The organism is Streptomyces javensis (assembly GCF_039525925.1).
In the GTDB taxonomy this organism is placed as follows: domain Bacteria; phylum Actinomycetota; class Actinomycetes; order Streptomycetales; family Streptomycetaceae; genus Streptomyces; species Streptomyces asiaticus.
Map to the genome: position 1 here is coordinate 165,384 of NZ_BAAAIF010000011.1, position 25,149 is coordinate 190,532.

The 25,149-nt window shown below is 71.3% G+C and carries 21 protein-coding genes; 11 read left to right on the top strand and 10 right to left on the bottom strand.

Features of this window, described 5'->3' with window-relative positions:
• Positions 1–18 precede the first annotated feature (18 nt).
• Positions 19–1,434: a hypothetical protein gene (locus ABD329_RS13425; protein ID WP_344316381.1), complete on the top strand. Its 1,416-nt coding sequence runs from the start codon at positions 19–21 to the stop codon at positions 1,432–1,434.
• A 37-nt stretch (positions 1,435–1,471) separates the two neighbouring features.
• Here ABD329_RS13425 and ABD329_RS13430 read toward each other — a convergent pair whose 3' ends face one another.
• The 3 genes from ABD329_RS13430 to ABD329_RS13440 form a co-directional block, all read right to left on the bottom strand.
• Positions 1,472–2,296 carry a MerR family transcriptional regulator gene (locus tag ABD329_RS13430; RefSeq protein ID WP_198279132.1) on the bottom strand — a complete coding sequence of 275 codons (825 nt, stop codon included), beginning with the start codon at positions 2,294–2,296 and terminating at the stop codon, positions 1,472–1,474.
• 53 nt (positions 2,297–2,349) lie between these two features.
• A complete protein-coding gene (locus tag ABD329_RS13435) occupies positions 2,350–3,237 on the bottom strand; it encodes an ROK family protein (protein ID WP_309142811.1) in 888 nt (295 codons plus the stop codon).
• Between the two features lie 76 nt (positions 3,238–3,313).
• Positions 3,314–3,763: a type II 3-dehydroquinate dehydratase gene (locus tag ABD329_RS13440; RefSeq protein ID WP_198279138.1), complete on the bottom strand. Its 450-nt coding sequence runs from the start codon at positions 3,761–3,763 to the stop codon at positions 3,314–3,316.
• A 212-nt stretch (positions 3,764–3,975) separates the two neighbouring features.
• On the opposite strand from ABD329_RS13440, the gene ABD329_RS13445 reads away from it, so the two are divergent.
• From ABD329_RS13445 to ABD329_RS13455, 3 genes are all read left to right on the top strand, one after another.
• The gene (locus ABD329_RS13445; RefSeq protein WP_198279133.1) at positions 3,976–5,142 is read left to right on the top strand and encodes a DegT/DnrJ/EryC1/StrS family aminotransferase; all 1,167 of its coding nucleotides are present in this window, start codon (positions 3,976–3,978) and stop codon (positions 5,140–5,142) included.
• On the top strand, positions 5,139–6,272 hold the full coding sequence (locus ABD329_RS13450) for a Gfo/Idh/MocA family protein (RefSeq protein ID WP_198279134.1): 1,134 nt from the start codon (positions 5,139–5,141) through the stop codon (positions 6,270–6,272). Before ABD329_RS13445 ends, ABD329_RS13450 begins: the two co-directional genes overlap by 4 nt.
• Before the next feature lie 211 nt (positions 6,273–6,483).
• Complete coding sequence (locus ABD329_RS13455) at positions 6,484–7,167, top strand: HAD-IA family hydrolase (protein WP_198279135.1); 684 nt, start codon at positions 6,484–6,486, stop codon at positions 7,165–7,167.
• A 121-nt stretch (positions 7,168–7,288) separates the two neighbouring features.
• On the opposite strand, the gene ABD329_RS13460 is transcribed toward ABD329_RS13455, so the two are convergent.
• Positions 7,289–7,945, bottom strand: coding sequence for a sigma-70 family RNA polymerase sigma factor (locus tag ABD329_RS13460; RefSeq protein WP_214665231.1), 657 nt, complete (start codon positions 7,943–7,945; stop codon positions 7,289–7,291).
• A gap of 199 nt (positions 7,946–8,144) precedes the next feature.
• The gene (locus tag ABD329_RS13465) at positions 8,145–8,840 is read right to left on the bottom strand and encodes a hypothetical protein (RefSeq protein WP_246618727.1); all 696 of its coding nucleotides are present in this window, start codon (positions 8,838–8,840) and stop codon (positions 8,145–8,147) included.
• 217 nt (positions 8,841–9,057) lie between these two features.
• Here ABD329_RS13465 and ABD329_RS13470 point away from each other — a divergent pair, with 217 nt between their 5' ends.
• Together ABD329_RS13470 and ABD329_RS13475 are read left to right on the top strand one after the other, a co-directional pair.
• A complete protein-coding gene (locus ABD329_RS13470) occupies positions 9,058–10,560 on the top strand; it encodes a PepSY-associated TM helix domain-containing protein (protein WP_344316382.1) in 1,503 nt (500 codons plus the stop codon).
• A 97-nt stretch (positions 10,561–10,657) separates the two neighbouring features.
• Complete coding sequence (locus ABD329_RS13475) at positions 10,658–11,689, top strand: NAD(P)/FAD-dependent oxidoreductase (RefSeq protein WP_198278844.1); 1,032 nt, start codon at positions 10,658–10,660, stop codon at positions 11,687–11,689.
• Between the two features lie 13 nt (positions 11,690–11,702).
• On the opposite strand, the gene ABD329_RS13480 is transcribed toward ABD329_RS13475, so the two are convergent.
• Positions 11,703–12,632, bottom strand: coding sequence for a trypsin-like serine protease (locus ABD329_RS13480; RefSeq protein WP_198278843.1), 930 nt, complete (start codon positions 12,630–12,632; stop codon positions 11,703–11,705).
• Between the two features lie 181 nt (positions 12,633–12,813).
• On the opposite strand from ABD329_RS13480, the gene ABD329_RS13485 reads away from it, so the two are divergent.
• The 5 genes from ABD329_RS13485 (at position 12,814) to ABD329_RS13505 (ending at position 18,412) form a co-directional block, all read left to right on the top strand.
• A complete protein-coding gene (locus tag ABD329_RS13485; protein ID WP_198278842.1) occupies positions 12,814–15,489 on the top strand; it encodes a SpoIIE family protein phosphatase in 2,676 nt (891 codons plus the stop codon).
• 121 nt (positions 15,490–15,610) lie between these two features.
• Positions 15,611–16,231, top strand: a complete 621-nt coding sequence (locus ABD329_RS13490; protein WP_198278841.1) for a hypothetical protein — start codon at positions 15,611–15,613, stop codon at positions 16,229–16,231.
• A gap of 160 nt (positions 16,232–16,391) precedes the next feature.
• Complete coding sequence (locus tag ABD329_RS13495) at positions 16,392–16,898, top strand: methylated-DNA--[protein]-cysteine S-methyltransferase (protein ID WP_198278840.1); 507 nt, start codon at positions 16,392–16,394, stop codon at positions 16,896–16,898.
• Between the two features lie 48 nt (positions 16,899–16,946).
• A complete protein-coding gene (locus tag ABD329_RS13500) occupies positions 16,947–17,675 on the top strand; it encodes a 2OG-Fe(II) oxygenase (RefSeq protein ID WP_198278839.1) in 729 nt (242 codons plus the stop codon).
• 38 nt (positions 17,676–17,713) lie between these two features.
• Positions 17,714–18,412, top strand: a complete 699-nt coding sequence (locus ABD329_RS13505) for an alpha-ketoglutarate-dependent dioxygenase AlkB family protein (protein WP_198278838.1) — start codon at positions 17,714–17,716, stop codon at positions 18,410–18,412.
• Here ABD329_RS13505 and ABD329_RS13510 read toward each other — a convergent pair.
• From ABD329_RS13510 to ABD329_RS13525, 4 genes are all read right to left on the bottom strand, one after another.
• On the bottom strand, positions 18,388–19,590 hold the full coding sequence (locus tag ABD329_RS13510; protein WP_198278837.1) for a cytochrome P450: 1,203 nt from the start codon (positions 19,588–19,590) through the stop codon (positions 18,388–18,390). The genes ABD329_RS13505 and ABD329_RS13510 overlap by 25 nt on opposite strands.
• A 58-nt stretch (positions 19,591–19,648) precedes the next feature.
• Positions 19,649–20,875: an LLM class flavin-dependent oxidoreductase gene (locus ABD329_RS13515; RefSeq protein WP_198278836.1), complete on the bottom strand. Its 1,227-nt coding sequence runs from the start codon at positions 20,873–20,875 to the stop codon at positions 19,649–19,651.
• An 85-nt stretch (positions 20,876–20,960) separates the two neighbouring features.
• Positions 20,961–21,719: an arylamine N-acetyltransferase family protein gene (locus ABD329_RS13520; RefSeq protein WP_198278835.1), complete on the bottom strand. Its 759-nt coding sequence runs from the start codon at positions 21,717–21,719 to the stop codon at positions 20,961–20,963.
• 69 nt (positions 21,720–21,788) lie between these two features.
• Positions 21,789–25,149, bottom strand: a 3,361-nt coding sequence (locus tag ABD329_RS13525) for a type I polyketide synthase (RefSeq protein ID WP_344316385.1), incomplete at its 5' end; no start/stop codon positions are given.

The window sequence follows — 25,149 nt, forward strand, 5'->3', positions numbered from 1 at the left end:
GACCCACGGGGGGTGGCGATGGAGCCGACGGCACCGTCGCAGTACATACTCATCACACAGTGTCTACAGAACGACTTCTTCCTCAACCTGGACTGCCAGTTGTCCCTGCCCGACAGCGCGGTCTCCAAGCTGCTGCTGGACAGCGAGAGCGGTGCGCCCCTCCGCACCGAAGGCCACCGCCGGGTTCTGTCCGAGGCGGAGCTGCGCCGTTCGCCACTGGCCCGCTTCCTCGACGCCACCGTGGGCTCCCGGATGCGCGGACACGGGGACGGGGTCCTGCATCTGATCAACATCCGTGACTGGCATGTCCCGGGAGAGGCGTACGACCTGGAGCGCAGACAGTACGGGGCGCACTGCGAGGCCGGCACCTGGGGGGCGGCCTACGTCGACGGGCTCACGGACGTGCTGGCCCCGGATCTGCGCGCGCCCGCGGCCGCCGAGGACGGCTGGGGCGGGAAACTCCGCGTCCACCATGTGCGGTCCAACACCCTCTTCGACTTCCAGCACAGCTCCGGCGGACGTCCCGACCTCAGCGAACCGGCGCCGCTGACGACGCTGCTGGACGGTCTGCTGGGTGACGGACGGCAGGAGACCACGCATGTCGTGGTGATCGGTGTCCTCACCGACATCAAGGTCCAGCTGCTGCTGACCGGTATCCGCTCCCGCTACGACGTGCGGCAGCTCGTCGTCTCGGACGCGCTCACCGCCAGCAGGACCCTGGAGCGCCATCTGATGGCCCTGGACTTCTGCCAGCGCGTGCTGCACACCGAGGTGATGATCGGTCTGGCGGAGCTGGCCCGCTTCCTGGGCTCGCGGCCGGACGACGACCGGCCGCTGTCCCGTGGCGGGGACGCGGAGTTCGTGGGCTACTCCTCGTACATCCAGGACAAGCAGGGCATCCTGTCCTACGAGGACGCCAGGATGCGGGACTATCGCATCCAGACCGCCGAACGCCTCCGGCGAGCGCAGCACACGGTGGGCTTCGCCAGCAAGTTCCTGCTGGGGTTGGGCACGTGTCTGCTGGCCAGCGCGCTTCTGCTGTCGCTCGTCGGGGTCTTCCTCCCGGACCGTATCGGGTGGCAGAGCCCCGCCGTGCTCGGCGCGCTCGGGGTGGGGCAGATCGTCACGTTGTTCTTCGCCCGGCCGGTCCGATCGGTGCAGGACGCGCTGGCGGAGGAGACCCGCTATCGGATGATCCTGGAGAGCCGCAGCCTGAAGGTGGCCCTGGCCCGCTTCCACATCACCACCGCGGCCGCGCTCAGACGGCATGACGACGTTGAGGGCCAAACCGACGCCCTGGCAAGGCAGTTGGAGATCCTGGAGAAGATGGACACGGCCGATTTCGAACAGCTGAAGCAGCTGGGGGCGGACCCGCGCACCGAACCGCCCGGGGCGGGCCGCCCCCGCAGAAGGAGCCGCTCACAGGCTTCCTGACCTCGACCGGGCCCGTGGTCCCGCTACGGCCCGGCCGTCACACCCGGACCACCGGTGCCTGGAGTTCCGTGACCCACTCGTCGCGGTTCTCCGGGCACTCCAGGTTGATCTCCCGGGGGTAGCCGGCCGACCGGTAGCCGTTGCCGTCGATCCAATGGGCCAGGGCCTGGGCCGTGGGCACCACGGCGTCCATCGGGCCACGGTGCACGATGGTCGCGGCTTGGTCGACGGGCGGCAGATCGAGGATCCTCAGGTCCTCACCGTCCCGGAGCGGGGCGGAGACCTGGATGGCGGCGTGGACGGTCACGGCGCCACCGCCTTCCGGGGCGTCCTCGTAGTACGCGACACCGGGGCCCGTCGGGGTGATGCCCGCCGTGTCCAGGCGCCGGAACAGCTCGTCGTAGAGGGGTGTGATGACCGGGCCGATGTCCTGGGGGTCGAAACCGGCGGCGGTCGCGGTGAGCTCCGCGACCCGCACCGCGGGGAGGTTCTTGATGACGACGTCGTTCGTGGGCATGTGCCCCTCGCTCTCGATCGACCGGAGCCTCGCCTCGACCTGCGCCAGCCGTGCCGCCGTGGCGGCCACCGTGGCCTCCAGCTCGGCCCGCCGCAGCCGCAGCATGCCGCGCAGCTCCTCGGTACCGACCTTGTCGTCCACGATGTCCCGCACCCGCTGAAGGGTGAAGCCGAGCTCTTTCAGCGCGATGATCCGGTTCAGCCGGCTGAGCTGGGCGGCCGAGTAGAAGCGGTATCCGGTGGCGGGGTCGACATGGGCCGGGCGCAGCAGTCCGGTGGCGTCGTAGTGGCGCAGCATCCGGACCGAGACGCGGCCGTGCCGGGCGAAGTCTCCGATGGTGAACATGATGGCTCCGAGTTCAGCGCCTGACACGGTGTGAGGGTCAAGGGACGGCCGGATCAGTCCGGCAGCCCCCTGGCCAGCAGAACGGCGCCGTGCAGTGAGGACAGCCCACCCAGTGTCGCAGCCCGGACCGGTGGCAGCGGATGCCCCGGGCGCTCCAGCGCCGTCGTGCGCTCGGCCACCATCGCCACCAGCTCCGGCATCGCCGCGGCGAACCCTCCGCCGATCAGCACGAGCGAGGGACGGACCAGCTCGCACACTCCGGCCACGGCCGTGGCCAGGGCCCGGCCACTCTCCCGCAGCGCCGCCACGGCCCACTGCTTGCCGTCCCGCACGGCCTCGCGCAGCGCGGTGAAGGCCACCTCCTCGCCCCGCCGCCGCGCCGCCCGGCGCAGGGTCGCCGGGCCCGACGCGGCCGCCTGGACACAGCCGCGCCGGCCGCAGTCGCACAGCGGGCCGTCGCGGTCCACGATCAGGTGGCCGACCTCGCAGGAGCCGCGGCCCACGCCGGGGACGGGCCTTCCGTTCAGCACGATGCCACCGCCGATCCCGGTGCCGACGCCGAGGTAGAGCAGATCGGGGCAGCCCGCTTCGTGTGCTTCGGCGAGGGCGGCCAGATCACCGTCGTCGGCGCAGCGCACCTCGGCCTCGCCGAAGAGCGCGGACAGCGCGCCCCGCAGATCCACTCCGGTCCAGCCCGGGCGGCCGGGCCAGGCGGTAACCGTTCCGGTGGCGTCGAGGGTGGCGGGCAGCGCGACCCCGACGCCGGTGAGCCGCCCGGGCTCGCACAACTCCCCGATGTGCCGCGCGAGCAGTTCCAGGTCGCGGGTGGCGCCGCCGGATGTGATGGCGTCCGTACCGTCTGGCTCCGCCCAGCGGAAGGAGGATTCGCGGATGCTCAGATCGTCGTGTTCGAGACGCAGCGCCACTTTGGTGCCGCCCACGTCGATTCCCAGATGACTGATGGTCGCCTCCCGGCTCGTCAGCCTTCGCGGTGTGGAGTGGCGGCGTGGCGGGCGCTCAGTCCGGCACCTTTTCGAGCAGGGCGCGTGCGGCGAGCCGATAGCCCATGGCGCCGAGCCCGAAGATGACGCCCGCGGCCAGCGGTCCGGTCACCGATTCATGACGGAACTGCTCACGGGCCCAGACATTCGACAGATGCACTTCTATCCAGGGCCGCGGATAGTTGGCCAGTGCGTCCCTGAGGCCCCATCCGGCCATCATGAGGGCGGCCGGATTGATGATGGCGCCAACCGTGTCGTAGTTCCCCTGAATGGTTTGGATGATCTCGGCTTCGCCGTCGAACTGGTAGGAATCCACTTTCCAGCCGCGCTCCGCGACCTCTTCGCCGACCCAGCGCTCGATGTCCTGCAACGTATCCGTGCCATAGATCTCGGGCTGGCGCTTCCCGAGGATGCCGAGATTGGGTCCGTTCACCAACAACAGCCTGCTCACTGCGCACCTCACCATGTGGGATCGGCTCAATTACAGCGGCTCATCATGGAAGTGCCATTTATAGCACGGCACCCTTGGCCTGGGCGTGGGAGTTTGGTCAACCGCGCTTTTAAGGGGGCTATAGGGGGGCCCTGAGGGGGAATGACGTTTCGCCCGCCGTCCGGTTAGCGTGCTAATGCGTCCGCCGCGGACCTGCCTCCATAACGCATTAAGGGAGTAGGGAAATCATGAGCAATGATGTGCGACTGGGATCCGAGCTGCCCGCATGGCCGCAGTACGGCGACGAGGAGCGCGAGGCCCTGATCCGGGCCCTGGATCAGGGGCAGTGGTGGCGTATCGGGGGCGGTGAGGTCGATGCCTTCGAGGCGGAGTTCGCCGCGGCCCACGGCAGCGAGCACGCCCTGGCGGTCACCAACGGGACGCACGCGCTTGAGCTCGCCCTCGAGGTGCTCGGCGTCGGCGCCGGCTCCGAGGTGATCGTTCCCGCGTTCACCTTCATCTCCTCCTCGCAGGCCGCACAGCGGCTGGGCGCGGTGGCCGTTCCGGTGGACGTGGACCCGGACACGTACTGCATCGATCCGTCGGCGGTCGAGGCGGCCATCGGCCCGAAGACCCGCGCGATCATGCCGGTGCACATGGCGGGTCAGATGTGCGACATGGACGCGCTGGACAAGCTGTCCGCCGACTCGGGGGTGCCGCTGATCCAGGACGCGGCCCACGCCCACGGGGCGCGCTGGCGCGGCAAGCGGGTCGGTGAGCTGGGCTCGGTCGCGGCGTTCAGCTTCCAGAACGGCAAGCTGATGACCGCTGGTGAGGGCGGCGCCGTGCTCTTCCCCGACGCCGAGATGTACGAGAAGGGCTTCGTCCGGCACAGCTGTGGACGTCCGCGCACCGACCGCGGCTACTTCCACCGCACCTCGGGCTCCAACTTCCGGCTGAACGAGTTCTCCGCCTCGGTGCTGCGCGCCCAACTCGCCCGTCTCGAGGACCAGATCACCACGCGTGAGCAGCGCTGGCCGGTGCTGAACCGGCTGCTCGCCGAGATCCCCGGGGTCGTACCGCAGTCGCGCGACGACCGCGGCGACCGCAACCCGCACTACATGGCGATGTTCCGGGTGCCGGGCATCACGGAGGAGCGCCGCGCCAAGGTCGTCGACGTGCTCGTCGAGCGCGGGGTGCCCGCGTTCGTCGCCTTCCGCGCGGTCTACCGTACGGCCGCCTTCTGGGAGGTCGCGGCGCCGGATCTGACGGTGGACGAACTCGCCCGCCGCTGCCCGCACTCCGAGGCCCTCACCCGCGACTGCGTCTGGCTGCACCACCGGGTGCTGCTGGGCAGCGAGGAGCAGATGCACGAAGTGGCCGCGGTCGTCGCCGATGTACTCGCGGACTCATGAGCGGCCCGCGGCATATCGGCGAGACGCCGATCCGGACCGCCCTGGTGGGGCTGGGGTGGGCGGCCCGCTCGATCTGGCTGCCCCGGCTCCTCCGCAACCCCGCCTTCACCGTGACCGCCGCGGTGGATCCCGACGAGCGCGGCCGCGCGGCCGTGGCCGAGGCGGCGGGCGCGGACCGGTTACCGGTACTGGCGGCGGTCCATGACCTCGATCCCGCCGAGGTGGATCTTGCGGTGGTCGCAGTGCCCAACCATCTGCACTGCGCGGTCGCCGGCGAGCTGCTGGCCAAGGGGATTCCGGTGTTCCTGGAGAAGCCGGTGTGCCTGACCTCGGAGGAGGCCGAGCGGCTGGCCGCCGCGGAGCGCTCCGGTGGCGCGGTGCTGCTGGCCGGAAGCGCGGCGCGCTACCGCGCCGATATGAGCGGGCTGTACCGGATCGCCGCCCGGCTTGGCCAGATCCGCCATGTCGAACTCGCCTGGGTGCGGGCGCGCGGCGTACCCGACCGGGGCGGCTGGTTCACCCAGCGGTCGCTCGCGGGCGGCGGGGCGCTGGTCGACCTGGGCTGGCATCTGTTCGACATCGCGGTTCCGCTGCTGGGCACCGCCGCGTTCCGGCACGCCATCGGCACCGTGTCCTCCGACTTCATCACCCAGGGGTCCTCGCGGGCCGCGTGGCGCGGCGATGACGGCGGCCCGGCGCTCCCGGGCACCACCGAGGGCGCCACCGATGTCGAGGACACCGCCCGCGGGTTCCTCATCACCGACGACGGCCGTTCGGTGGTGCTGCACGCGAGCTGGGCCTCGCACGAGGAGCTGGACACCACCCGGGTCACGGTCGACGGCAGCGGCGGCAGCGCGACCCTGCGCTGCACCTTCGGATTCAGCCCGAACCGGGTCGAGAGGTCCACTCTGACCCGCACCGTCGACGGTACGACCCGCCCGGTGGCCGTACCCACCGAACCGATCGGCACCGAGTACGACCGGCAGCTCGACATGCTTCCCGCACAGCTGCGCGACCCGGCGGGGCGGGGGCGGGTGATCGAGGAGGTCCGCCGGACCATCGGCGCCATCGAACGGGTCTACTCCTCGGCCCGGATGCCCCGGGAGGTCCGGGAGTCGGCACCGGTGTGAACCGGAGCCGCGCCGACACCGGTCGCCCCCTCATCGCCTCCTCGGCTCCGCCGTCGTCATCTCCTTCCACGGACCGCACTTTCCGGTCCGCGTTCCACGGACCGCTTTCCGGTCCGCGTGCCACGGGGTTCTACCGAGTTCCACGGACCGCATCCGAGACCCGGACCGGCGGTCCGCCGTACCAGCCGTGCCCGCACTACGGGAGTGCTCAATGACCAGCCATCCGATCAGTCACGGCGGCCCGCCCTCCGGCGCGGGTATCGCCCCGGTCACCTCGGTGGTCTTCGACCTCGACGGTGTCCTCGTCAACAGCTTCGCGGTGATGCGCGAGGCATTCACCCTCGCCTACGCCGAGGTCGTCGGCGACGGTGAGCCGCCCTTCGAGGAGTACAACCGCCATCTGGGCCGCTACTTCCCCGACATCATGCGGATCATGGGTCTGCCGCTGGAGATGGAGGGCCCGTTCGTCCGCGAGAGCTACCGGCTCGCCCACCTGGTGGAGATGTTCGACGGTGTGCCCGAGCTGCTGTCGGAGCTGCGCCACCGCGGGCTGCGGCTCGCCGTGGCCACCGGGAAGAGCGGCCCGCGGGCGCGCTCGCTGCTCAACACCCTCGGCATCCACGGGCAGTTCGATGTGATCCTCGGCTCCGACGAGGTGGCCCGGCCCAAGCCCGCGCCGGACATCGTGCTGAAGGCGATGGAGGTCATGGGCTCGGACCCCGACCGGACCGTGATGGTGGGGGACGCGGTGACCGACCTGGCCAGCGCGCGGGGGGCCGGGATCACCGCCGTGGCCGCGATGTGGGGCGAGACCGACGAGAAGAGCCTGCTCGCGGCGGAGCCCGATGTCATCCTGCACAAGCCGTCCGAACTGCTGTCGCTGACGGTTCCGTAGGTCCGTCCGGTCCCCGCACAGGACCCGGGCGTCACCAGCCGGGCAGGCGGTGACGTCCGGGGCTCGGTGGGCGGCCGCTGATGTCCTGCCGCCCACCGCGCCCCGCGCCATCGCTCGGGGCTCAGCCCGCCAACCGCACCGGTTCCGCCGCCTTTTCCGCCGCGGCCAGCAGTGCGTTGATGTCCTCGCGGGCCCGAGCCACACGGGAACGTACGGTGCCGATGGGGCAGCCGGTGGCGGTGGCGGCGTCCGCGTACGGCAGGCCGAGCACCTTGGTGAGGAGGAACATCTCACGGCGGGCCGGGGCGAGGGCCGCCAGCAGATCCATCAGCGCCACCCCCTCGTCGAACCCGGGTAGCCCGACGGGCTGCGCCCGTTCGGCCACCTCCTGCCAGTCTTCCGCGTCCAGGGTGCGGGGACGGGCGGCGGCCATGCGGTAGCGGTCGACGACCACACGGCGGGCGATCGACAGCAGCCACGTCCGGGCCGACGAGCGGCCCGCGAAGCGCGACAGCCCGGTCAGCGCCCGCAGATACGTCTCCTGGGCGAGGTCCTCACAGCCGTGGGGATCGGCGCTGAGATGGAGTACGAAACGGCGCACATCGCGGTAGGTGGCGCGGATGAAGTGGTCGACCGCGTCACGGTCGCCGTCACGGGCGGCCAGCGCCCATTCGGTGACCTGGCGGTCGTTCGCCGCGGTGGCGAAGCCGTGCCCGGGCACGGCGACGGGCTGCACGGCCGCTCTTCTCGGCGCGGCGGACAGCGTAGGGGAAGGCATCGTCAAACGTCCTTCGGAAGGCGGTGAACGGCACACCGGTATGCGCCACCGGCCGCCCGAGGGCGCGGCGGGGCGGCAAGAGGCCGGCGGTGCCGACGGATGGGGCCGACGCCGGACAGGCGCCGGTACTCCGCCCGTCACCAGCGCTCGCCCCGACTCGGGGCGGATCCCAGCTCTGAGCGGGGGAAGGACGGGCGGTTCAGCAGACGGCGAACCGCGCCGGTGGCCCTCTGCGGAGGATGACGTGCCGTAGCAGGACTCCGCGCAACCGGCGGGCGACGGCCGGTGCGGACGGCCACGCGGGCAGCGGAGTGGCGCCCGCGCCCAGGATGCGCAGGGCGAGGACGAGCGGGACGAACAGCAGGGCCGCGAGCGCACGGCCGAGCCTGAAGACGGCCCGCTCACCGCGCCACAGCCACCATCCGCAGATCAGCGCGGCGAGAAGGTGGGCGGTGGCCATGCCCGGCCCGCCCGGACCCGCCCAGGGCCACGGCAGATGACCCATGGATGGCGCGGTGGCGGACATCGCGTCCGCGCCGTGGTGCATATGGCCCATGGCGGCGCCGCTCATCGAGGCGGCGCCCATGTCCCGCATCCCCGGCCGCCCGTCGCCCGTGGCGCTTCCCGCCATGGGGGCGGCTGTCGCCTCGGCGAACCGGAACGCCATGTGCAGGCCGAGTTGCGCGACGACCGTCGCACCGGTCACGACCAGCGCACCGCGCTCGCGCCCGGTGACCCACCACGCGGCGGCCGTCGTCCCGGCGAACGCGGCGGCCACGGCCCACACCGGCAGGGTGTCACCGGACATCAGCGAGTGTCCGAGCGCCGTCACCACGACGCACACCGCCGCGAACACTGCGGCTCGTGCGAGGCGGAAGGGGGGCCCGGCGGACATGGCAGCCATGGTGCCAGCCGTGGCCGGTGTGCGTGACAGTGGCTCAATCTTCATCACGCGGGTGACAAGCGCGGCCGGTGAACCGCCTCCACCTGACCCCTGTGAGCCAGCTCACAGAAGATGCCCGGAACTCATCCACCTGTCCCTCCGACGACTCAACCGGCGCTGCCAGCGATGCGCCCGCCTCCCGCCGCCGCCCCCGAACCAGGAGTCGTCGATGTCCGCTGAACCCCTCGCCCCGGCCACGGGCGACTCCCCGGACGATGCCCCCGACAAGGAGCAACACCCCGCCACCGGACCCGATGGGGCCGGGCCGGGTGGGTCCGGGACGGGTGGGTCCGTCTGGGCCGCCCTGCGCCCGCTGGTGCTCCGGCTGCACTTCTACGCAGGCGTACTGGTCGCGCCGTTCCTCCTGGTCGCGGCCGTGACCGGGCTGCTGTACGCCGGATCGTTCCAGGCCGAGAAGCTGGTCTACGGACATGAGCTGCGCGTCCCCGTGGGCGATCGCGAACTGCCCATCTCCCAGCAGGTGGCAGCCGCGCGCAAGGCCCACCCGGAGGGTGAGATCAGCGCCGTACGGCCCTCCCCCGACGACGGCGCCACCACCCGGGTGCTGCTCTCCGGCGTCAAGGGGGTCGATCCCGACCACACGCTGGCCGTCTTCGTCGACCCGTACACCGGGAAGGTGCGCGGGGCGCTGGAGCAGTACGGCTCCAGCGGCGCCCTTCCGCTGCGCACCTGGATCGATGAATTCCACCGCGATCTGCACCTCGGGCAGACCGGCCGCCTCTACAGCGAACTCGCCGCCAGCTGGCTGTGGGTCATCGCGCTCGGCGGTGTGGTGCTCTGGCTCAGCCGTCGCCGTAAGCAGCGCACACTGCGGGCGGTCGTCCTGCCCGAGCGCGCCGCCACCGGCCGCAGGCGCACCATGTCCTTCCACGGCGCGGCCGGGCTGTGGGTGGCGCTGGGGCTGCTGTTCCTGTCCGCCACCGGTCTGACCTGGTCCACCTACGCGGGCGCCAACGTGGAGGACCTGCGCACCGCCATCGGCCAGACCACCCCGGCCGTCTCGGCCACCGTCGGCGGCGGCGAACACGCCGGACACCACTCGGGCTCCGGCTCGATGCCGGGGATGGACATGGGCGGTACGGGCGAGAAGGCCGGGCACAGCGCCGATGTGGGTCTGGACACCGTCCTCGAGGCCGCCCGCGCCAAGGATCTGGACAACCCCGTCGAGATCGTGCCGCCCGCCGAGCCGGGCAGTGCGTACGTCGTCAGTCAGATCCAGCGCAGCTGGCCGGAGAAGCAGGACTCGGTGGCCATCGATCCGGCCACGGGCGAGGTGACCGACGTCCAGCGGTTCGCCGACTATCCGGTGCTCGCCAAGCTCACCCGCTGGGGCATCGACCTCCACACCGGAAACCTCTTCGGCATCGTCAACCAGATCGCCCTGGCCGCTCTCGCGCTCACCCTGATCCTCCTGATCGTCTGGGGCTACCGCATGTGGTGGCAGCGCGGCCGCGCCTCCGCGTTCGGGCGCCCGATCCCGCGCGGCGCGTGGCGACGGGTGCCGGTGTACGCCCTCCTCCCCCTGGCCGTGGTCATCGCCGTGATCGGCTACTACCTGCCCCTTCTCGGCATCCCGCTCGCCGCCTTCCTGGCCGTCGACCTCCTCATGGGCGCGATCGCCCGCCGACGCGGCACCACCTCCACGGCCTGAGCAGACGGGGCTGAGCCGGCCGTCGTTTGCCATCTCGGCAAGGCAGTTTGCCTCATTCCGGGACGGGCTCGCATGGTGGGCCGTGGAGGTGGTCAAGGTGACCGATGAGCTGGCGAACGCCTACGACGTGGTGGTGATCGGCGGTGGCGCCGCGGGGTTGAGCGGGGCGCTGATGCTGGCCCGGGCGCGGCGCTCGGTGGTGGTGATCGACGCGGGCGCCCCGCGCAACGCCCCGGCCTCCGGGGTGCACGGGCTGCTGGCCCGGGACGGGATCCCCCCGGCCGAGCTGGTGGAGCGGGGCCGGGCCGAGGTCCGCGGCTACGGCGGTCAGGTGGTGTCCGGCGAGGTGGGCGCCGTGGCCCGGGAGGACACCGGGTTCCGGGTGACCCTGACCGACGGCCGGAGCGTCCGCGCGCTCCGGCTGCTGCTGGCCACCGGACTGGTCGACGAGTTGCCCGACGTCCCCGGGCTGCGGTCCCGGTGGGGCCGGGATGTGGTGCACTGTCCGTACTGCCACGGCTGGGAGATCCGCGACCAGGCCATCGGCGTACTGGGGAGCGGGCCGCTGTCGGTGCACCAGGCGATGCTCTTCCGGCAGTGGAGCGAGGACGTCACCTTCTTCTCCCACACCTCGCCGGTGCCGACCGGCGAGGAGGCGGAGCAGCTGGCCGCCCGTGGCATCCGCGTGGTGGACGGCGAGGTGGCGTCCCTGGAGCTCGTCGAGGACCGTCTCGTCGGGGTGCGCCTGCGCGATGGCGACGTGGTCAAGCGCGAGGCCCTGGCCGTCGCGTCCCGGATGGTGGCGCGCACCGGTTTTCTGGCGGCGCTCGGGCTGCGGCCGGTGGAGCATCCGAGTGGCGCCGGTGAGCACATCCCATCGGACGCGACCGGCCGCACCGATGTGCCCGGGGTGTGGGTCGCGGGCAATGTCACCGATCTGTCCGCCCAGGTGGGTGCCGCCGCGGCGGCGGGCGCGACCGCGGGCGCCCATATCAACGCGGATCTGATCACCGAGGAGACCCGGCAGGCGGTCGCCGCGGCCCGGGCCCGCGACGAGGTGGCGTTCTCCGCGGAGGTGGAGTCGCGGGTCTGCGAAGCGGTGTTGGGCGACCGCCGCCACGGCCTGTGACGCGCGGGCCGTGTCAGTAGACGGTGAGGCCGTAGGCGCTCAATGCCTCCTGGATCGGCTGGTAGTAGGTGGTGCCTCCGGAGGCGCAGTCCCCGGAGCCGCCCGAGAGAATGCCGATGATCTTGTCGCCCGCGTAGAGCGGACCACCGCTGTCGCCCGGCTCGGCGCAGATATTGGTCTGGATCAGGCCGTAGACGATGTCACCGCCGCCGTAGTTGACGGTCGCGTTGAGCGCGGTGACCACACCGCACTGGACACCGGTCGTGGCACCCCGGCGGCAGACCTGCTGGCCGATGTGGGCGGTGGCAGTCCCGGTGATGTCGACGGTACCCACGGTCCCGGGGTGCGGAACGGCCGTGTTGGTGTACCGGACGACGCCGTAGTCGTTGCCCGGGAAGCTGGTACCGGTCGTCGGGCCGACCGGGGTGGTCGTGCCGGAGCCGGTGTACCAGGTGGCGTTGCCATCGGCGCAGTGGCCGGCGGTGACGAAGTAGTACGTGGCGCCGCTCTGCACATTGACCCCCGCGGAGCAGCGCACCCCCGTGGAGGAGTAGATCCCGTCGCCACCGGAGAGGAGGGTCCGCAGCGGGCCGCCGAGCCGTTCGACGGCGACGGCGCCGCCGAAGCGCTCGGCGGTGCGGTCGATCCTGGCCAGGTCGGCGTCCCGGACCGTGGAGCCGACGAGGACACGCAGCGTTCCGGTGCGCTCGTCCACGGTCCAGGCGGTGCCCGGGACATCCAGGGACTCCACGGCCGAGGCGGCACCGGACAGGGACGTTGACGCGGACCGGGACGTTGACGCGGACGGGGACGTGGCGGTGGACGCGGAGGAAGCGGCCGCACTCGTGCCGACCGTCGCGAGGGCCGCCGTGACGAACAGACCGGACACCGCGGCGATCAACTCGAACCGACCACGTCTTCTGGTACGGCGTGCTGTTCTCACCCGAACCTCCTTGAAAGGGGCGGTAGTTGGTCCAGCCGCCTCATTGTGCCCGTGGCCGGGCGGACGCGTAACCCACCGGCCCCGCGCCATCGTGGACCACCCTTGATCGGCACACTGATCGATCAAGCGATGCCGCGGACTCCCCGCCGACCACGACAGGCGGGGTGTTATAAATGCCGATATGAGCAGACATGCTCGTCCGGCCCGGCGGCGGCTGGAGTCCCTGCCGTATCTGCGCAGCGTCGCCGGGCAGGCGTTCGTCCTTCAGCTTCTGCTGATCCTGGTTCTGGTGACCGCCGCGGTGGTGGCCGTGGTCGCTGATGCCCGGGCTCACAGCACGCTCGACGCCCATCGGCGATCACTCGCGGTCGCCGAGACCTTCGCGCACTCGCCCGGCATGGCCCGGGCCATGAGCGGCGAGAAGCCGACATCGGCACTGGAGTCGCATGCCGAGGCGGCACGGAAGCGGTCCGGCGTCGACAGTGTCGTCGTGTTCAACACTCGTGGCATCCGCCTCACCCACCCCGAGACCCCCTTGATCGGCAAGCGGATCATCGGACCCACCGGGCTGGTCCGGGACGAACTGCGCGGAAAGACGATCTCGCAGGCCTTCCGGGCCAGCCAGGGCCTGTCCGTCGTCTCGGCGGTCCCCGTCACCAAGGCCGATGGCACCTTCCTCGGCGGAGTGTCGGTCGGGGTCAAGATCCAGAGCGTGCACCGCACGGTGGACCGCCGGCTGCCGATGCTGATCGGCAGCGGCGCCGGGGCGCTGGTCCTGGCCACGGGCGGGGCGGCGCTGCTGAACAGGCGGGTGCGGCGGCAGACCCACGGCCTGGGCACCGCGCAGATGACGCGGATGTACGAACACCATGACGCGGTGTTGCACTCGGTCCGCGAAGGAGTGCTGGTCCTGACGGCGGACAGGCGGCTGCTGCTCGTCAACGACGAGGCCCGGGAACTGCTCCGGCTGGCCCCGGACGCGGAGGGGCGCCACGTCGGCACGCTCGGCCTCGAACCCCATCTGACAGAGCTGCTGACGTCGGAACGGCACGTCACGGACGAGGTGCACCCCTGTGGCGAGCGGCTGCTGTCGGTCAATATGCGGTCCACGGGCCGTGCGGGCGCCCCCGCCGGAAGCGTGGTGACGCTCCGGGACACCACCGCGCTGCGGGTGCTCTCGGACCGGGCGGTGGAGACGAGCGAGCGGCTGAAGCTGCTGTCCGACGCCGGTGTGCGGATCAGCTCCACCCTGGAGCTGACGGGCACCGCCGAGAAGCTGGTGGACGTGGCCGTGCCCCGGTTCGCCGACATCGCCGCCGTCGAGTTGCTGGACCCCGTACTGCGCGGCGAGGAGCCCGAGCCGCCGTACGAACCCCTGGCACCGCACCGGACCGCCGTCGGCGGGACACCCGCCGAAGCCCCCCTCTTCCGCGTGGGCGAGCGGGTCGTCTACACCCCCTCCACACCGCAGAGCCGGGCCGTGCGGACCGGAGCGGCCGTCCTCCTCCAGGCCGATCCGACCAGTGCCGGCGAATGGCCGGCCGGAGAGGCCCGGCGCCTCCTCGACCACGGGGTCCACTCACTGATCACCGTTCCGCTGCGGTTCCGCGGTGTCACCCTGGGCCTCGCCACCTTCTGGCGGGCCCGACACCGTGCGCCGTTCGACGAAACGGATCTGGCGATCGCCGGGGAGCTGGCCGTGCGCACCGCCGTATGCGTCGACAACGCCCGCCGCTACACCCGCGAACACACCATGGTCACCGCCCTTCAGCGCACCCTCCTTCCCGGCGGTCTGCCCGATCAGGACGCCGTGGAGGCGGCGGCCCGCTATCTGCCCTCGCCGGGCGGGACGGGCGGAAGCTGGTTCGATGTGATTCCCCTTCCCGGCGCCCGGGTCGCGCTGGTGGTCGGGAAGGTGGCCGGGCAGGGCCTGCACACCGCGGCCACGATGGGCCGGCTGCGCACGGCGGTGCAGAACTTCTCGGCCCGGGACGTGCCGCCGGATGAACTCCTGTCCCATATGGACGAGCTGGTCACCCGTCTCGACCTGGAGCACGACGCCGACGCGCACGGCACCCGCATCACGGGCACCGGCTGCCTGTACGCGATCCACGACTCGGTGTCGGGCCATTGCACCGTGGCCCGGGCCGGCGATCCGGGTCTCGTCCTGGCCCACCCCGACGGCACCGTGGACATCCCCGCGGTGCCGGTCTCCCCGCCCCTGGGCCTGGGCGGGGAGCGCTTCGAGGCGGTCGGCCTCTCGCTGCCCGCCGCAAGCCGCCTGGTGCTGTACACCAACGGTCTCCTCGAAGGCCACGACCGGACCACCGACACCGGCCTGGACCTGGTGCGCCGCGCCCTCGCGGCCGAGCCGGACCTCGACCCGGACGAGACCTGCCGGAGCCTGTTCCAGACCGTCCTGCCACCCCGCCCGAGCGACGATGTCGCCCTGCTGGTGGCCCGCACCCGCCTGCTCGGCCCGGAGAACGTGGCCGAGTGGGATGTGCCGTTCGACCCGGCGGCGGTCGCCCCGCTGCGCGCCGCCTGTGCCCGGCGGCTACGGGCGTGGGGTCTGGAGGACGCCGTGTGCACCACCAAGCTGATCATCAGCGAGCTGATCACCAACGCCCTGCGGTACGGCGCCCCTCCCCTGCACATACGACTGCTGCGCGACCGCCGCCTGGTCTGCGAGGTCTCCGACGGCAGCAGCACCGCACCCCATATGCGCCGCGCCGCGACCACCGACGAGGGCGGGCGCGGACTGTTCCTCGTCGCCCAGTACGCCCAGCGCTGGGGCACCCGCTACACCCCGTACGGCAAGGTCATCTGGGCCGAGACACCCCTGGACGGCCGCTGAGCGGCGGCAGACCACACACGTCCCGGCAACTCCTCGCCCACTGGAGGGAGTCGGCAATCCCGGCAGACAACCAACGGGGAAGGGCTTGGCTTTCCCCACCCCGGTGATCGAGACTGTGATCATGCACCAGGGACAGGGCCGCCAGGAGTACATCGTGACGTCCGACCCCGAGGCGGTGTCCCGCGTACGGGCCTCCCTGCTGCGCACCCTGCCGGTGGCCGCGTGGGCCGGGGTGGCCGGTGCCGCCGTCATCATCGCGGCCATGGCCCTCCTCCTCGCCACCCTCGGCCCCAGCGCCTCCCAGCTCTGGGTACTGGTGTTCGCCTGGCCGGCGGTGTTCTTCCTCTACGACGCCAGGCGCCGGTTCACCGCCCTACGGCGCCTGAAGCGGACCTGGGCGGTGAAGGCCGTGTCCCCCGTGGCGATGCGCCTGTCCCCCGACGGCCTGCGCTGCGCCATCGACGCCGCCCCCGACCCCGTCGTCCTCCCCTGGTCCGCGATCGCCCAGGTGCGGATCACGGGCCAGGGCCTCACCTCGGTCCGGGTCGACCTCACCCCCGGCGTGTCCGCCACCACCCCCGGAGTCAGCGGCCTGGACCAGCCCGAGGCCCGCACGCGCATGCGCCGCACCTGGAAGGGCCGAACCCGGCTGGGTTTCGCCGTCTACGCCCTCCGCGAGCCCCTCAGCGACATCAACCAGGCGCTCGGCCACTTCTCGAACGGGCGCATCGGCATCCGCTGACACGGGGGCGCGGGCGCCGGACTCGGGCATCGGTCGCCGGACACGGGGCGCCGGACGCCCGAAACGCCATGTCCGAATCCCGCCAGCTTTCCTTGTCCGAAGGACGCATGCTGGGAGCAGCGCAAGACAGAACGGCGAGAAGAAGAGAGGGACCACGGCCATGACGGTCCACACGACGATCGACAGCCCGCTCGGCGAGCTGCTGCTGGTGGGCGAGAAGTCCGCCACCGCGACGGGGGGTACCGCGCTCGTTTCCCTGTCCGTGCCCGGGCAGAAGGGCGGAGCCGTCGTCCAGGACGGCTGGAGCGAGGACGCCGAGGCGTTCGCCGAGATCGTCTCCCAGCTGCGCTCCTACTTCGACGGCGAGCTCACCCGCTTCGACATCGAGTGCGTCGCGGGCGGTACGGAGTTCCAGCGCAGGGTCTGGCAGGCGCTGGAGTCCATTCCGTACGGCACCACCGTCAGCTACGGCGACATCGCCCGGCAGATCGGCGCCCCGCGCACGGCGGTCCGCTCCGTCGGCACCGCGATCGGCCGCAATCCGCTGCTGGTCGTCCGGCCCTGCCACCGTGTCATCGGCGCCACTGGCGCACTGACCGGCTATGCGGGCGGGCTGGAGCGCAAGGAGCGGCTCCTCGTTCACGAAGGCGCCCTCCAGACATCCTGAGGGCCCGTACCGACCCTTCCCGGACCCCGGAGAACCCGGAGCACACCGATGAGCACCACGACCGACACCGCACGCCTCCACCAGCGCGTGGCCGCGGCCGACTGGACACAGCTGGCCGAGGAGCTGGACACCTACGGATGCGCGCTCACACCACGGCTGCTGACCCCCGCGCAGTGCGCCCGCGTCGCCGGGCTCTATGAGCGGGACGAGCGGTTCCGGAGCACGATCGACATGGCCCGCCACCGCTTCGGCTCGGGTCAGTACCGCTACTTCACCCACGACCTGCCCGAACCGGTCGCCGAGCTGCGCGCCGCGCTCTATCCGCGGCTGCTGACCATCGCCCGTGACTGGGCGGAGCGGCTCGGCCGCCCGGCGCCCTGGCCGGACAGCCTCGAGAAGTGGCTGGCCATGTGCCATGAGGCCGGTCAGGAGCGCTCGGCGCAGATCCTGCTGCGATACGGCCCCGGCGACTGGAACGCACTGCACCGGGATGTGTTCGGCGACATGCTCTTCCCGCTCCAGGTGGTGATCGGGCTGGACGCGTACGGCACGGACTACACGGGCGGGGAGTTCCTGCTGGTCGAGCAGCGGCCCCGGGCCCAGTCCCGGGGCACCACGACCGTCCTCCAGCAGGGGCACGGTCTGATCTTCACCACCCGTGACCGCCCCGTGGCCACCAAGCGCGGCTGGTCGGCCGGGGTCATGCGGCACGGGGTCAGCACGGTGCGGTCCGGGCGGCGCCACGCGCTGGGGCTGGTCTTCCACGACGCCACCTGATGTCTCTCATCCACTCCTCGTTCGCGGAGGATCCCCGTATGAACGCCCTGATCCCCCGCCCACGTCTCGAGGTGGCCCCCGGCGCCGTCCATGTGCCGGGCTGGCTCAGCCTCGAGCAGCAGCGGGAGCTGGTCATCGCCTGCCGGGGCTGGGCCACCGGCCCGGTCCCGATCCGGCACACCAAGCTGCCGCGCGGGGGCGTCATGTCGGTGCGGACGGTGTGCATCGGCTGGCACTGGCAGCCCTACGCGTACACCCGCACCGCCGACGATGTGAACGGCGCGCGGGTCGCCGAATTCCCGGACTGGATGGTCGAGTTGGGCCGTAGTGCCCTGGCCGACGCATACGACGACGAGACGGCCGGTGAGGGTTACACCCCCGACACCGCACTGATCAACTTCTACGACGCCGAGGCGAAACTCGGCATGCACCAGGACAAGGACGAGCGGTCAGCCGCCCCGGTGGTCTCGCTCACCATCGGCGACAGCTGCGTTTTCCGCTTCGGCAACACCGAGACCCGTACCAAGCCGTACACCGACCTCGAACTCGCCTCCGGCGATCTGTTCGTCTTCGGCGGCGCCTCCCGCTACGCGTATCACGCCGTCCCCAAGATCCTGCCGGGAACCGGCGACCCGGCCACCGGACTGAAGTCCGGACGGCTGAACATCACCATGCGGGTCACCGGCCTGGCCGATCCGACGCCGTCCCGCGATCACCCCGCGCCCGCGGGCTGCTGAGCCTCGAACTCGACGGGGAGCGCGGTCAGCGAGCGGATGAACGGGTTCTTGCTGTGGCCGATCTCGGAGGCGGGAACGCCCAGCCGAAGGTGGGGGAACCGCCGGACCAGGCTCTCCAGGGCGATCTGCCCCTCCACCCTGGCCAGTGGCGCACCGATGCAGTAGTGGATGCCGTGGCCGAACTGGAGATGCGCGGCGGATTCCCTGGTCAGGTCCAGCCGCTCGCCGTCGGTGAAGTGTGCCGGGTCGGAGTGCGCGGCGTCCATGTCCAGGAGCACCTGATCGCCGGCGCGGATGGGTACGGAGCCGATCTCCACGTCCTCGTTGGCGAAACGCACGACGAGGATGCCCGGCCCGGCGTGCCGGAGCAGCTCCTCCAGGCCGCGCCCGGCCAGCTCGGGGTCCTTGCGCAGCAGCTCCATCTGGTCCGGCTGGGACAGCAGCGAGAAGACCGCGTTGCTGATGAAGCTGCCCGTGAGCTCGTATCCGGCAATCAACATCATCCGAGCGGTGGCGACCACCTCGCGATGGCTGAGCCGGTCGTCCTCGTGTGCGGACATCAGATCGCTGATCAGGTCGTCCTCGGGGGCCTTCCGCCGGGCCTCGGCGAGGTCCTCCATATACGCCCACAGCTTGGCGGAGGCGTCCTGGGAACGCGCGGCCGTGTCCGGGTCCAGCGGGGGCATGAGCATCAGATCGGCCCACTGGTGGAACTCGGTACGGTCGGCGATGGGCACGCCGAGGAGTTCACAGATCACCTGCATGGGCAGCGGGATGGCCAGCGCGGTGACGAGATCGGCCCGGCCGTCGACGGCGATCCGGTCCAGCAGTGTGTCGGTGATCTGCTGTACCCGCGGCCGCAGGCTCTCCACCCTGCGGGTGGTGAACGCCTTGGCGAGCAGCCTGCGCAGCCGGGTGTGCTGGGGCGGATTGGTGCCGGGCAGCGTGTCCTCGAACAGCCCGCTCACCGGAGTGGTCTGGCCCTGGGAGGCGGCGTAGGCGGCGGCAGGGCTCATTCCGGGGTGTCCGAGACAGTCCCGGACGTCCTCGTAGCGGGAGACGAGCCACGCCGTGGTGCCGTTCATCGTGATCTGCCGCGGCGGGCCGTGTTTGCGCAGTTCCTGCGCGACGGTCTGCGGGTCGAGGATGCGAAGTTCTTCTTCGGGGGTGTCAGCCATGGCGGTACCACGTCCTCCTTCTGCTTGGGCCAATGTCGATGCCGTGTCAGCTGTGGTGTCAGCTCTGGCTCCGGGCGGGGATGATGTAGTCGGGGTCGGCCGTCCGTGGCGGCTCGCGCCGGGCCATGGCGGCGTCGATGGCGGGCCGGAGCCGGGCCGCCTTCAGCCGTTCGGCGGTCTCATCGCGCTCCTTGAACTCCGGCATCACCTCGTTGGCGAAGAGCTCCAGCGATGCGCAGATGTGCTCGTGCCGGGTGCCGCCGCCCTGGACGAGGAAGATCGCCTGGTCCAGTCCGGCCTCCTCGTGGAGCCGCAGGAAGTCGCGTATCTGGCGCGGGGTGCCCACCGCGCCCCGGGCCGGATTGCCCAGTGGCATACCGGGCTTGCCGAAGGAGGAACGGCCCATGCCGTGCTTGTCGCGGTCGCGCTGGAACTCCTCCCACAGCCGGGTGCGGCCCGGTGCGGCGGTGCCGAAGCCCGCGTAGAAACCGAGGCCGAAGTTGAAGAACTGGACGCCGTCGACGGCACGCTCCACCGCCGTCGTCTCGTCCTCGTGGCAGAACATCGGAATGGTCGCGGCGATCTGGGCGTTGACCGCGAACCCGGCGGGCACGCAGTCCGCCGACTCGATGCCCGAGTAGTAGGCGTCGACCCACTTCTTGGTCTCCGCCGGTCCGAAGAAGGAGAAGTTCAGGGCGCCGAGGCCCTTGGTGGCCGCGATGCGGATCGCGTCCCGGTTTCCGCAGGCCATCCACATCGGCGGATGTGGCTTCTGCCGCGGCTTGGGCAGCACATTGCGGATGGGAGCGGACACGTACTTTCCCTCGCACCCGGCGAAGGGCTCCTCGACGAACATACGGGCGACGGCGTCCACCGCCTCCGCCCACTGATCCCGTTTGACGGAGCGCTCCACACCGAAGCCGCCCAGCTCGGTGGGGGTGGTGGACTCACCCGTGCCGAAGTCCACACGTCCGTCGGAGAGCAGATCCAATGTGGCGATCCGCTCGGCCACCCGTGCCGTCGGGTTGAACCCCGGGGGCATCAGGGCGACCGCGTGGCCGATGCGGATGCGGCTGGTGCGCTGGCTGACCGCACCGAGGAACACCTCGGGCGCGGACATGTGCGAGTACTCCTCCAGGAAGTGGTGCTCAGGGCACCACACATGGTCGAAGCCCAGCCGGTCGGCCAGTTCGATCTCCTCCAACATCTCCTTGAACAGGCGGTGTTCGGAGTCCTGGGTCCAGGGGCGGGGCAGCTGGGCCCCGTACAGCAAGCCGAATTTCATGGCGCATCATCACTCTCATCGCTGGTCGTCGGCGGCGGGCCGGGACGGACTACGGGCCGGGACGGGGGTGGCGGCATCGGCTCGGTCAGTCGCGACCGTCCCAGTACGTGTCGAGCACCTGGGCGCGCTGGTCCGGATCGACGAGGAGGGTGACCTTCTCATGGCCGTCCTCCACGATCGTGAACATGTTGTTGGTGAGGAAGACCTGCCCCTTGTCGATGGCGCGCCTGCGCCGGCGCATCGCCGCCAGGATCGCCGGGCCATTGCCCTCACCGACACCGGTCCAGGCGTCATAGGTCCTGGGCTCGGTGGTGAAGCGATAGGTGGTGCGCCAGTCGTGGTCCAGGGTCTTGGCCTGCAACACGAGATAGCCGTCCCGCCGGATCAGCCGGAACGCACAGCCGTACTGCCACTGCACCTCCTCCTCGGACAGGCGCAGCGGCTCGGTGAAGCACAGACCGGCGTGTCCCACGTCGGCCAGCCACTCCTGCCCCTCGATTCGGACGAGCATCAGCATGTGTTCGGGGTCGGGGGCGAAGGTGTCACCGGGCAGATACGTACCTCCGCTGATGACGTCCAGGTCGTAGCCCAGCTCGCGGAGTAGCCGGGCGAACAGGGTGTTCAGCTCCAGACACATGCCACCGTCGCCGGTCGGCACGATGGCCGCGAACGCCTTGTCGATGTCGATGTCGGCCATGTTCTCCGCGCTGAGGCGGTGCGTGTGGTTGGTGTCGTAGGGGACCGTCATCAGATGGCTGCGGTGCAACTGCCGCAGGTTCGGCAGGGTGGGGGCGGGCGGCTGGGAGAACCCCAGATGCGCGAGGTACGTGTCCGTGCTGAACATGTGCGATCCCTTTCTTGCCGCTTCGGTCGGTGCCGGCCGGTCCGGCTGAACCGGGTGTGCTGGGCGGAGTCACTCCCGGGCGGCTCCGGGGGCCGGGGCAGCCTCGGGGGCCGGGTTCTCGGCCTCGGAGGCCGGGGTCTTGACCTCCGGGGCCGGCGCTTCGCCCTCCGGGGCCGGGGCCTCGCCCTCCAGGGCCGGGGCGGATCCGGGGGGAGCGTCCGCGTCCGCCTTCTCCAGCTCGTCCCGCAGTTGCCAGGCCAGCATCCGGAGCGTCGGGTGGTCGAAGACAAAGCTGGGAGGCAGCCGCAACGCGGTGCGCTTGGCCAGGCGATCGCGTAGTTCCACCGCCATGAGCGAGTCCAGACCGATCTCGGTGAACAGCACATCGGGGTCGAGGGTGGTGGCCGCCGAGTGTCCCAGAACCCGGGCGGCCTCCTGCTGCACCATGTCCAGCAGGATCCGCTCCCGCTCCTCGGGGGTCGCCCCGGCCAGTCGGCCGGTCACCAGGCCCTGATCGGCCGTGGCCCGAGGGGCAGCGGCTCGGCGGGGCGCCGGGACCAACCGGTGCAGCAGCGGGTGGACCACCCCACCGGCGGCTTGGGCGCGGAGCGCGCCGAGGTCCAGCTTGAGGGGGAGGACCATGGGTTCGGCCGTACGCAGCGCGGTGTCGAAGAGTTCCATGCCCTCGGCCGGGGACAAGGGGGCGACACCCCCGCGTGTCATACGGCGCTGGTCGGCATCGCCGAGGCGGCCGGTCATCCCCGTACCGGCGGCCTGCCGCCACATGCCCCAGGCCAGCGACACGGCGGGCAGCCCCTGGGCCCGGCGCTGATGGGCCAGCGCGTCGAGGTAGGCGTTGGCGGCGGCGTAGTTGCCCTGCCCGGCGTTGCCCAGGGTGCCGGCGGCGGAGGAGAACAGGACGAAGGCCGACAGGTCCAGGTCCCGGGTCAGCTCATGCAGATGCAGCGCCCCGTCCACCTTCGGCCGGAACACCACGTCCATACGCTCCGGGGTCAACGCGGTCAGCACACCGTCATCCAGGACACCGGCCGTATGCACCACCGCCGACAGCGGAGCGTCCTCTGGGACGGCGCCCAGCAGCCCGGCCACTTCGTCGCGGTCGGCCACATCACATGCGACGATCCGTATCCGTGCCCCCGCCTTGACCAGCTCCGCCTCCAACTCGGCGGCACCGATGGCCTCGGGCCCGCTCCGACTGGCCAACACCAGACTCCGCACCCCGTGCACGGCCACCAGATGCCGCGCCACCACCGCGCCCAACGCCCCCGTACCACCCGTGACCAGCACCGTCCCGCCGGAATCCAAACCACCCGGACTGGTGTTGGACACGGCAGCGGCATCAGTGAGGTGCCGGGTGAAGCAGATGGCATCGCGTAGGGCCACTTGACGCTGGTCACCGGCGAGCAGTGCGGGTAGCGACGCGGTGGGTATCGTCGCCCCGTCGATGTCGAGGAGAAGGATCCGCCCAGGGTTCTCCGCTTGCGCGGACCCCACCAGACCCCATACGGCGGCCGCTGCCGGATCGGCCGGATCGGCCTCCCGGACGGCGACGGCACCCCGCGTCACCACGACCAGCCGGCTGGACGCCAATGAGGGCTCGGCCAGCCACGCCTGTACGACCCGTAGCACCCGCCCGGTCAGCTCCCGCACATCGGTTGTATCGCCGCCGAGGTCCAGCAGCAGCACGTCCGGTGGGGATGTCTCCGGCGTCGAGGCCAGGTGGCGTACGTCCTCGGCGTCGCCCACCGTTACGGGTTCCACGGGCGGTACGGTCGTACCGTCCGGCCGAACCGGCAGCTCCTCCCATGCGACGCGGAACATCCGGTCCGCCGTCGCCGCCGTGCCCAACTGCTCGGCACTGACCGGGCGGGACACCACCGAGCCCACCGAGGCCACGGGTGCACCGCTCTCATCGGCCAGTTCCAGGGACATGGTGTTCGGGCCGGACGGTGTCACACGTACCCGCAGCGCTGAGGCCCCGGGGGCGTGCAGCGCCACCTCTCGATAGGCGAACGGCAACACGAGCTCCGCATCGGCTTCGTCGCGGTCGTGGAAGGCGATGGTGTGCATGGCGGCGTCGAGGAGTGCCGGGTGAAGCCCGAACCCCGCCGCCCGGACCCGATGCTCCTCCGGCAGCGCCACCTCCGCGTACACCGCGCCGTCCAGCCGCCACGCCGCCCGTACCCCCTGGAACACCGGCCCATACCGATAGCCGACCTGTTCCAGACCGTCGTACAGGCCCTCCACCTCCATCGGATCCACCGCCACCGCACCCGCCGGAGGCCACGCCGACAACCCCGTGTCGGCAGCGGAGATCTCATCCGCACGGCACAACGTCCCGGTCGCGTGCCGCACCCACGCAGCACCCAGACCGGCGTCCTCTGCCCGCGAATACACCCGCACGCCGCGCCGACCACTCTCATCGGCCTCCGCCACACTCACCCGCACCTGGACCGCCTCGCCCTCCGCCAACACCAGCGGGGCCTCCATCACCAGCTCCTCCACCTCACCGCAACCGACCTCATCCCCCGCACGGACCACCAACTCCACAAACGCCGCCCCCGGCAACAACACCGCATCCGCAGCCACGTGATCCGCCAGCCACGGATGCGTACCCAGCGACAGCCGGGAGGTGAACAACACCTCACCCGACCCCGGCACCTCCGTCACCGCACCCAACAACGGATGCTCCACCCCCGCCAGCCCGGCAGCCGCCACATCACCGGCTTCACGCCCGTCCCCCACCAACCAGTAGTGCTCCCGCTGGAAGGCATACGTCGGCAGATCCGAGATCTGGGCGGGCAGAGCCGTGGCACCGAACAGCGCTCCGAAGTCGATGTGTACGCCTGCCACGTGCAGTTGAGCGACGGCGGACAGCAGCGCACGGGGCTCGTCGCCCTCCCGCCGCAGCGACGGCACCACCACGGGCCCTTCGGCCGACTCCTCCGCCAGACAGTCCCCGACCATCGCGGACAACACCGCGTCCGGCGCCAACTCCAGGTACGTGCTGACGCCATAGTCGGCAAACGCCCGCACACCATCCGCGAAACGCACGGCAGCGCGCACGTGCTCCACCCAGTACTCGGGGGAACACACCGCCTCCGTGTCCACCAGTCGCCCAGTCACGTTGGACACCACGGGGATCACCGGAGCGGCGAAGGACAGATCGGCGATCGCTTCCCGGAACTCCTGAAGCATCGGCTCCATCCGTGCGGAGTGAAACGCGTGCGAAACCGCCAGACGCCTCGTCCGACACCCCTGCCCCGACAACTCCTCCGCCACCCGCAGCACCGGCCCCTCATCCCCGGACAGCACCACCGCCGCAGGACCATTCACCGCCGCGACATCCACCCCCGCCACCAGCAACGGACGCACCTGCTCCTCACCCGCACCCACCGCCACCATCGCA

What these genes read in the sequence shown, in the direction of transcription:
- ABD329_RS13430 (WP_198279132.1), bottom strand. Translation starts at nt 2,296, where the DNA reads ATGTTCACCATCGGAGACTTCGCCCGGCACGGCCGCGTCTCGGTCCGG.
- ABD329_RS13450 (WP_198279134.1), top strand. Translation starts at nt 5,139, where the DNA reads ATGAGCGGCCCGCGGCATATCGGCGAGACGCCGATCCGGACCGCCCTG.
- ABD329_RS13490 (WP_198278841.1), top strand. Translation starts at nt 15,611, where the DNA reads ATGCACCAGGGACAGGGCCGCCAGGAGTACATCGTGACGTCCGACCCC.
- ABD329_RS13520 (WP_198278835.1), bottom strand. Translation starts at nt 21,719, where the DNA reads ATGTTCAGCACGGACACGTACCTCGCGCATCTGGGGTTCTCCCAGCCG.
- ABD329_RS13485 (WP_198278842.1), top strand. Translation starts at nt 12,814, where the DNA reads ATGAGCAGACATGCTCGTCCGGCCCGGCGGCGGCTGGAGTCCCTGCCG.
- ABD329_RS13460 (WP_214665231.1), bottom strand. Translation starts at nt 7,945, where the DNA reads ATGCCTTCCCCTACGCTGTCCGCCGCGCCGAGAAGAGCGGCCGTGCAG.
- ABD329_RS13510 (WP_198278837.1), bottom strand. Translation starts at nt 19,590, where the DNA reads ATGGCTGACACCCCCGAAGAAGAACTTCGCATCCTCGACCCGCAGACC.
- ABD329_RS13495 (WP_198278840.1), top strand. Translation starts at nt 16,392, where the DNA reads ATGACGGTCCACACGACGATCGACAGCCCGCTCGGCGAGCTGCTGCTG.
- ABD329_RS13425 (WP_344316381.1), top strand. Translation starts at nt 19, where the DNA reads ATGGAGCCGACGGCACCGTCGCAGTACATACTCATCACACAGTGTCTA.
- ABD329_RS13465 (WP_246618727.1), bottom strand. Translation starts at nt 8,840, where the DNA reads ATGTCCGCCGGGCCCCCCTTCCGCCTCGCACGAGCCGCAGTGTTCGCG.
- ABD329_RS13440 (WP_198279138.1), bottom strand. Translation starts at nt 3,763, where the DNA reads ATGGTGAGGTGCGCAGTGAGCAGGCTGTTGTTGGTGAACGGACCCAAT.
- ABD329_RS13470 (WP_344316382.1), top strand. Translation starts at nt 9,058, where the DNA reads ATGTCCGCTGAACCCCTCGCCCCGGCCACGGGCGACTCCCCGGACGAT.
- ABD329_RS13445 (WP_198279133.1), top strand. Translation starts at nt 3,976, where the DNA reads ATGAGCAATGATGTGCGACTGGGATCCGAGCTGCCCGCATGGCCGCAG.
- ABD329_RS13515 (WP_198278836.1), bottom strand. Translation starts at nt 20,875, where the DNA reads ATGAAATTCGGCTTGCTGTACGGGGCCCAGCTGCCCCGCCCCTGGACC.
- ABD329_RS13505 (WP_198278838.1), top strand. Translation starts at nt 17,714, where the DNA reads ATGAACGCCCTGATCCCCCGCCCACGTCTCGAGGTGGCCCCCGGCGCC.
- ABD329_RS13455 (WP_198279135.1), top strand. Translation starts at nt 6,484, where the DNA reads ATGACCAGCCATCCGATCAGTCACGGCGGCCCGCCCTCCGGCGCGGGT.
- ABD329_RS13500 (WP_198278839.1), top strand. Translation starts at nt 16,947, where the DNA reads ATGAGCACCACGACCGACACCGCACGCCTCCACCAGCGCGTGGCCGCG.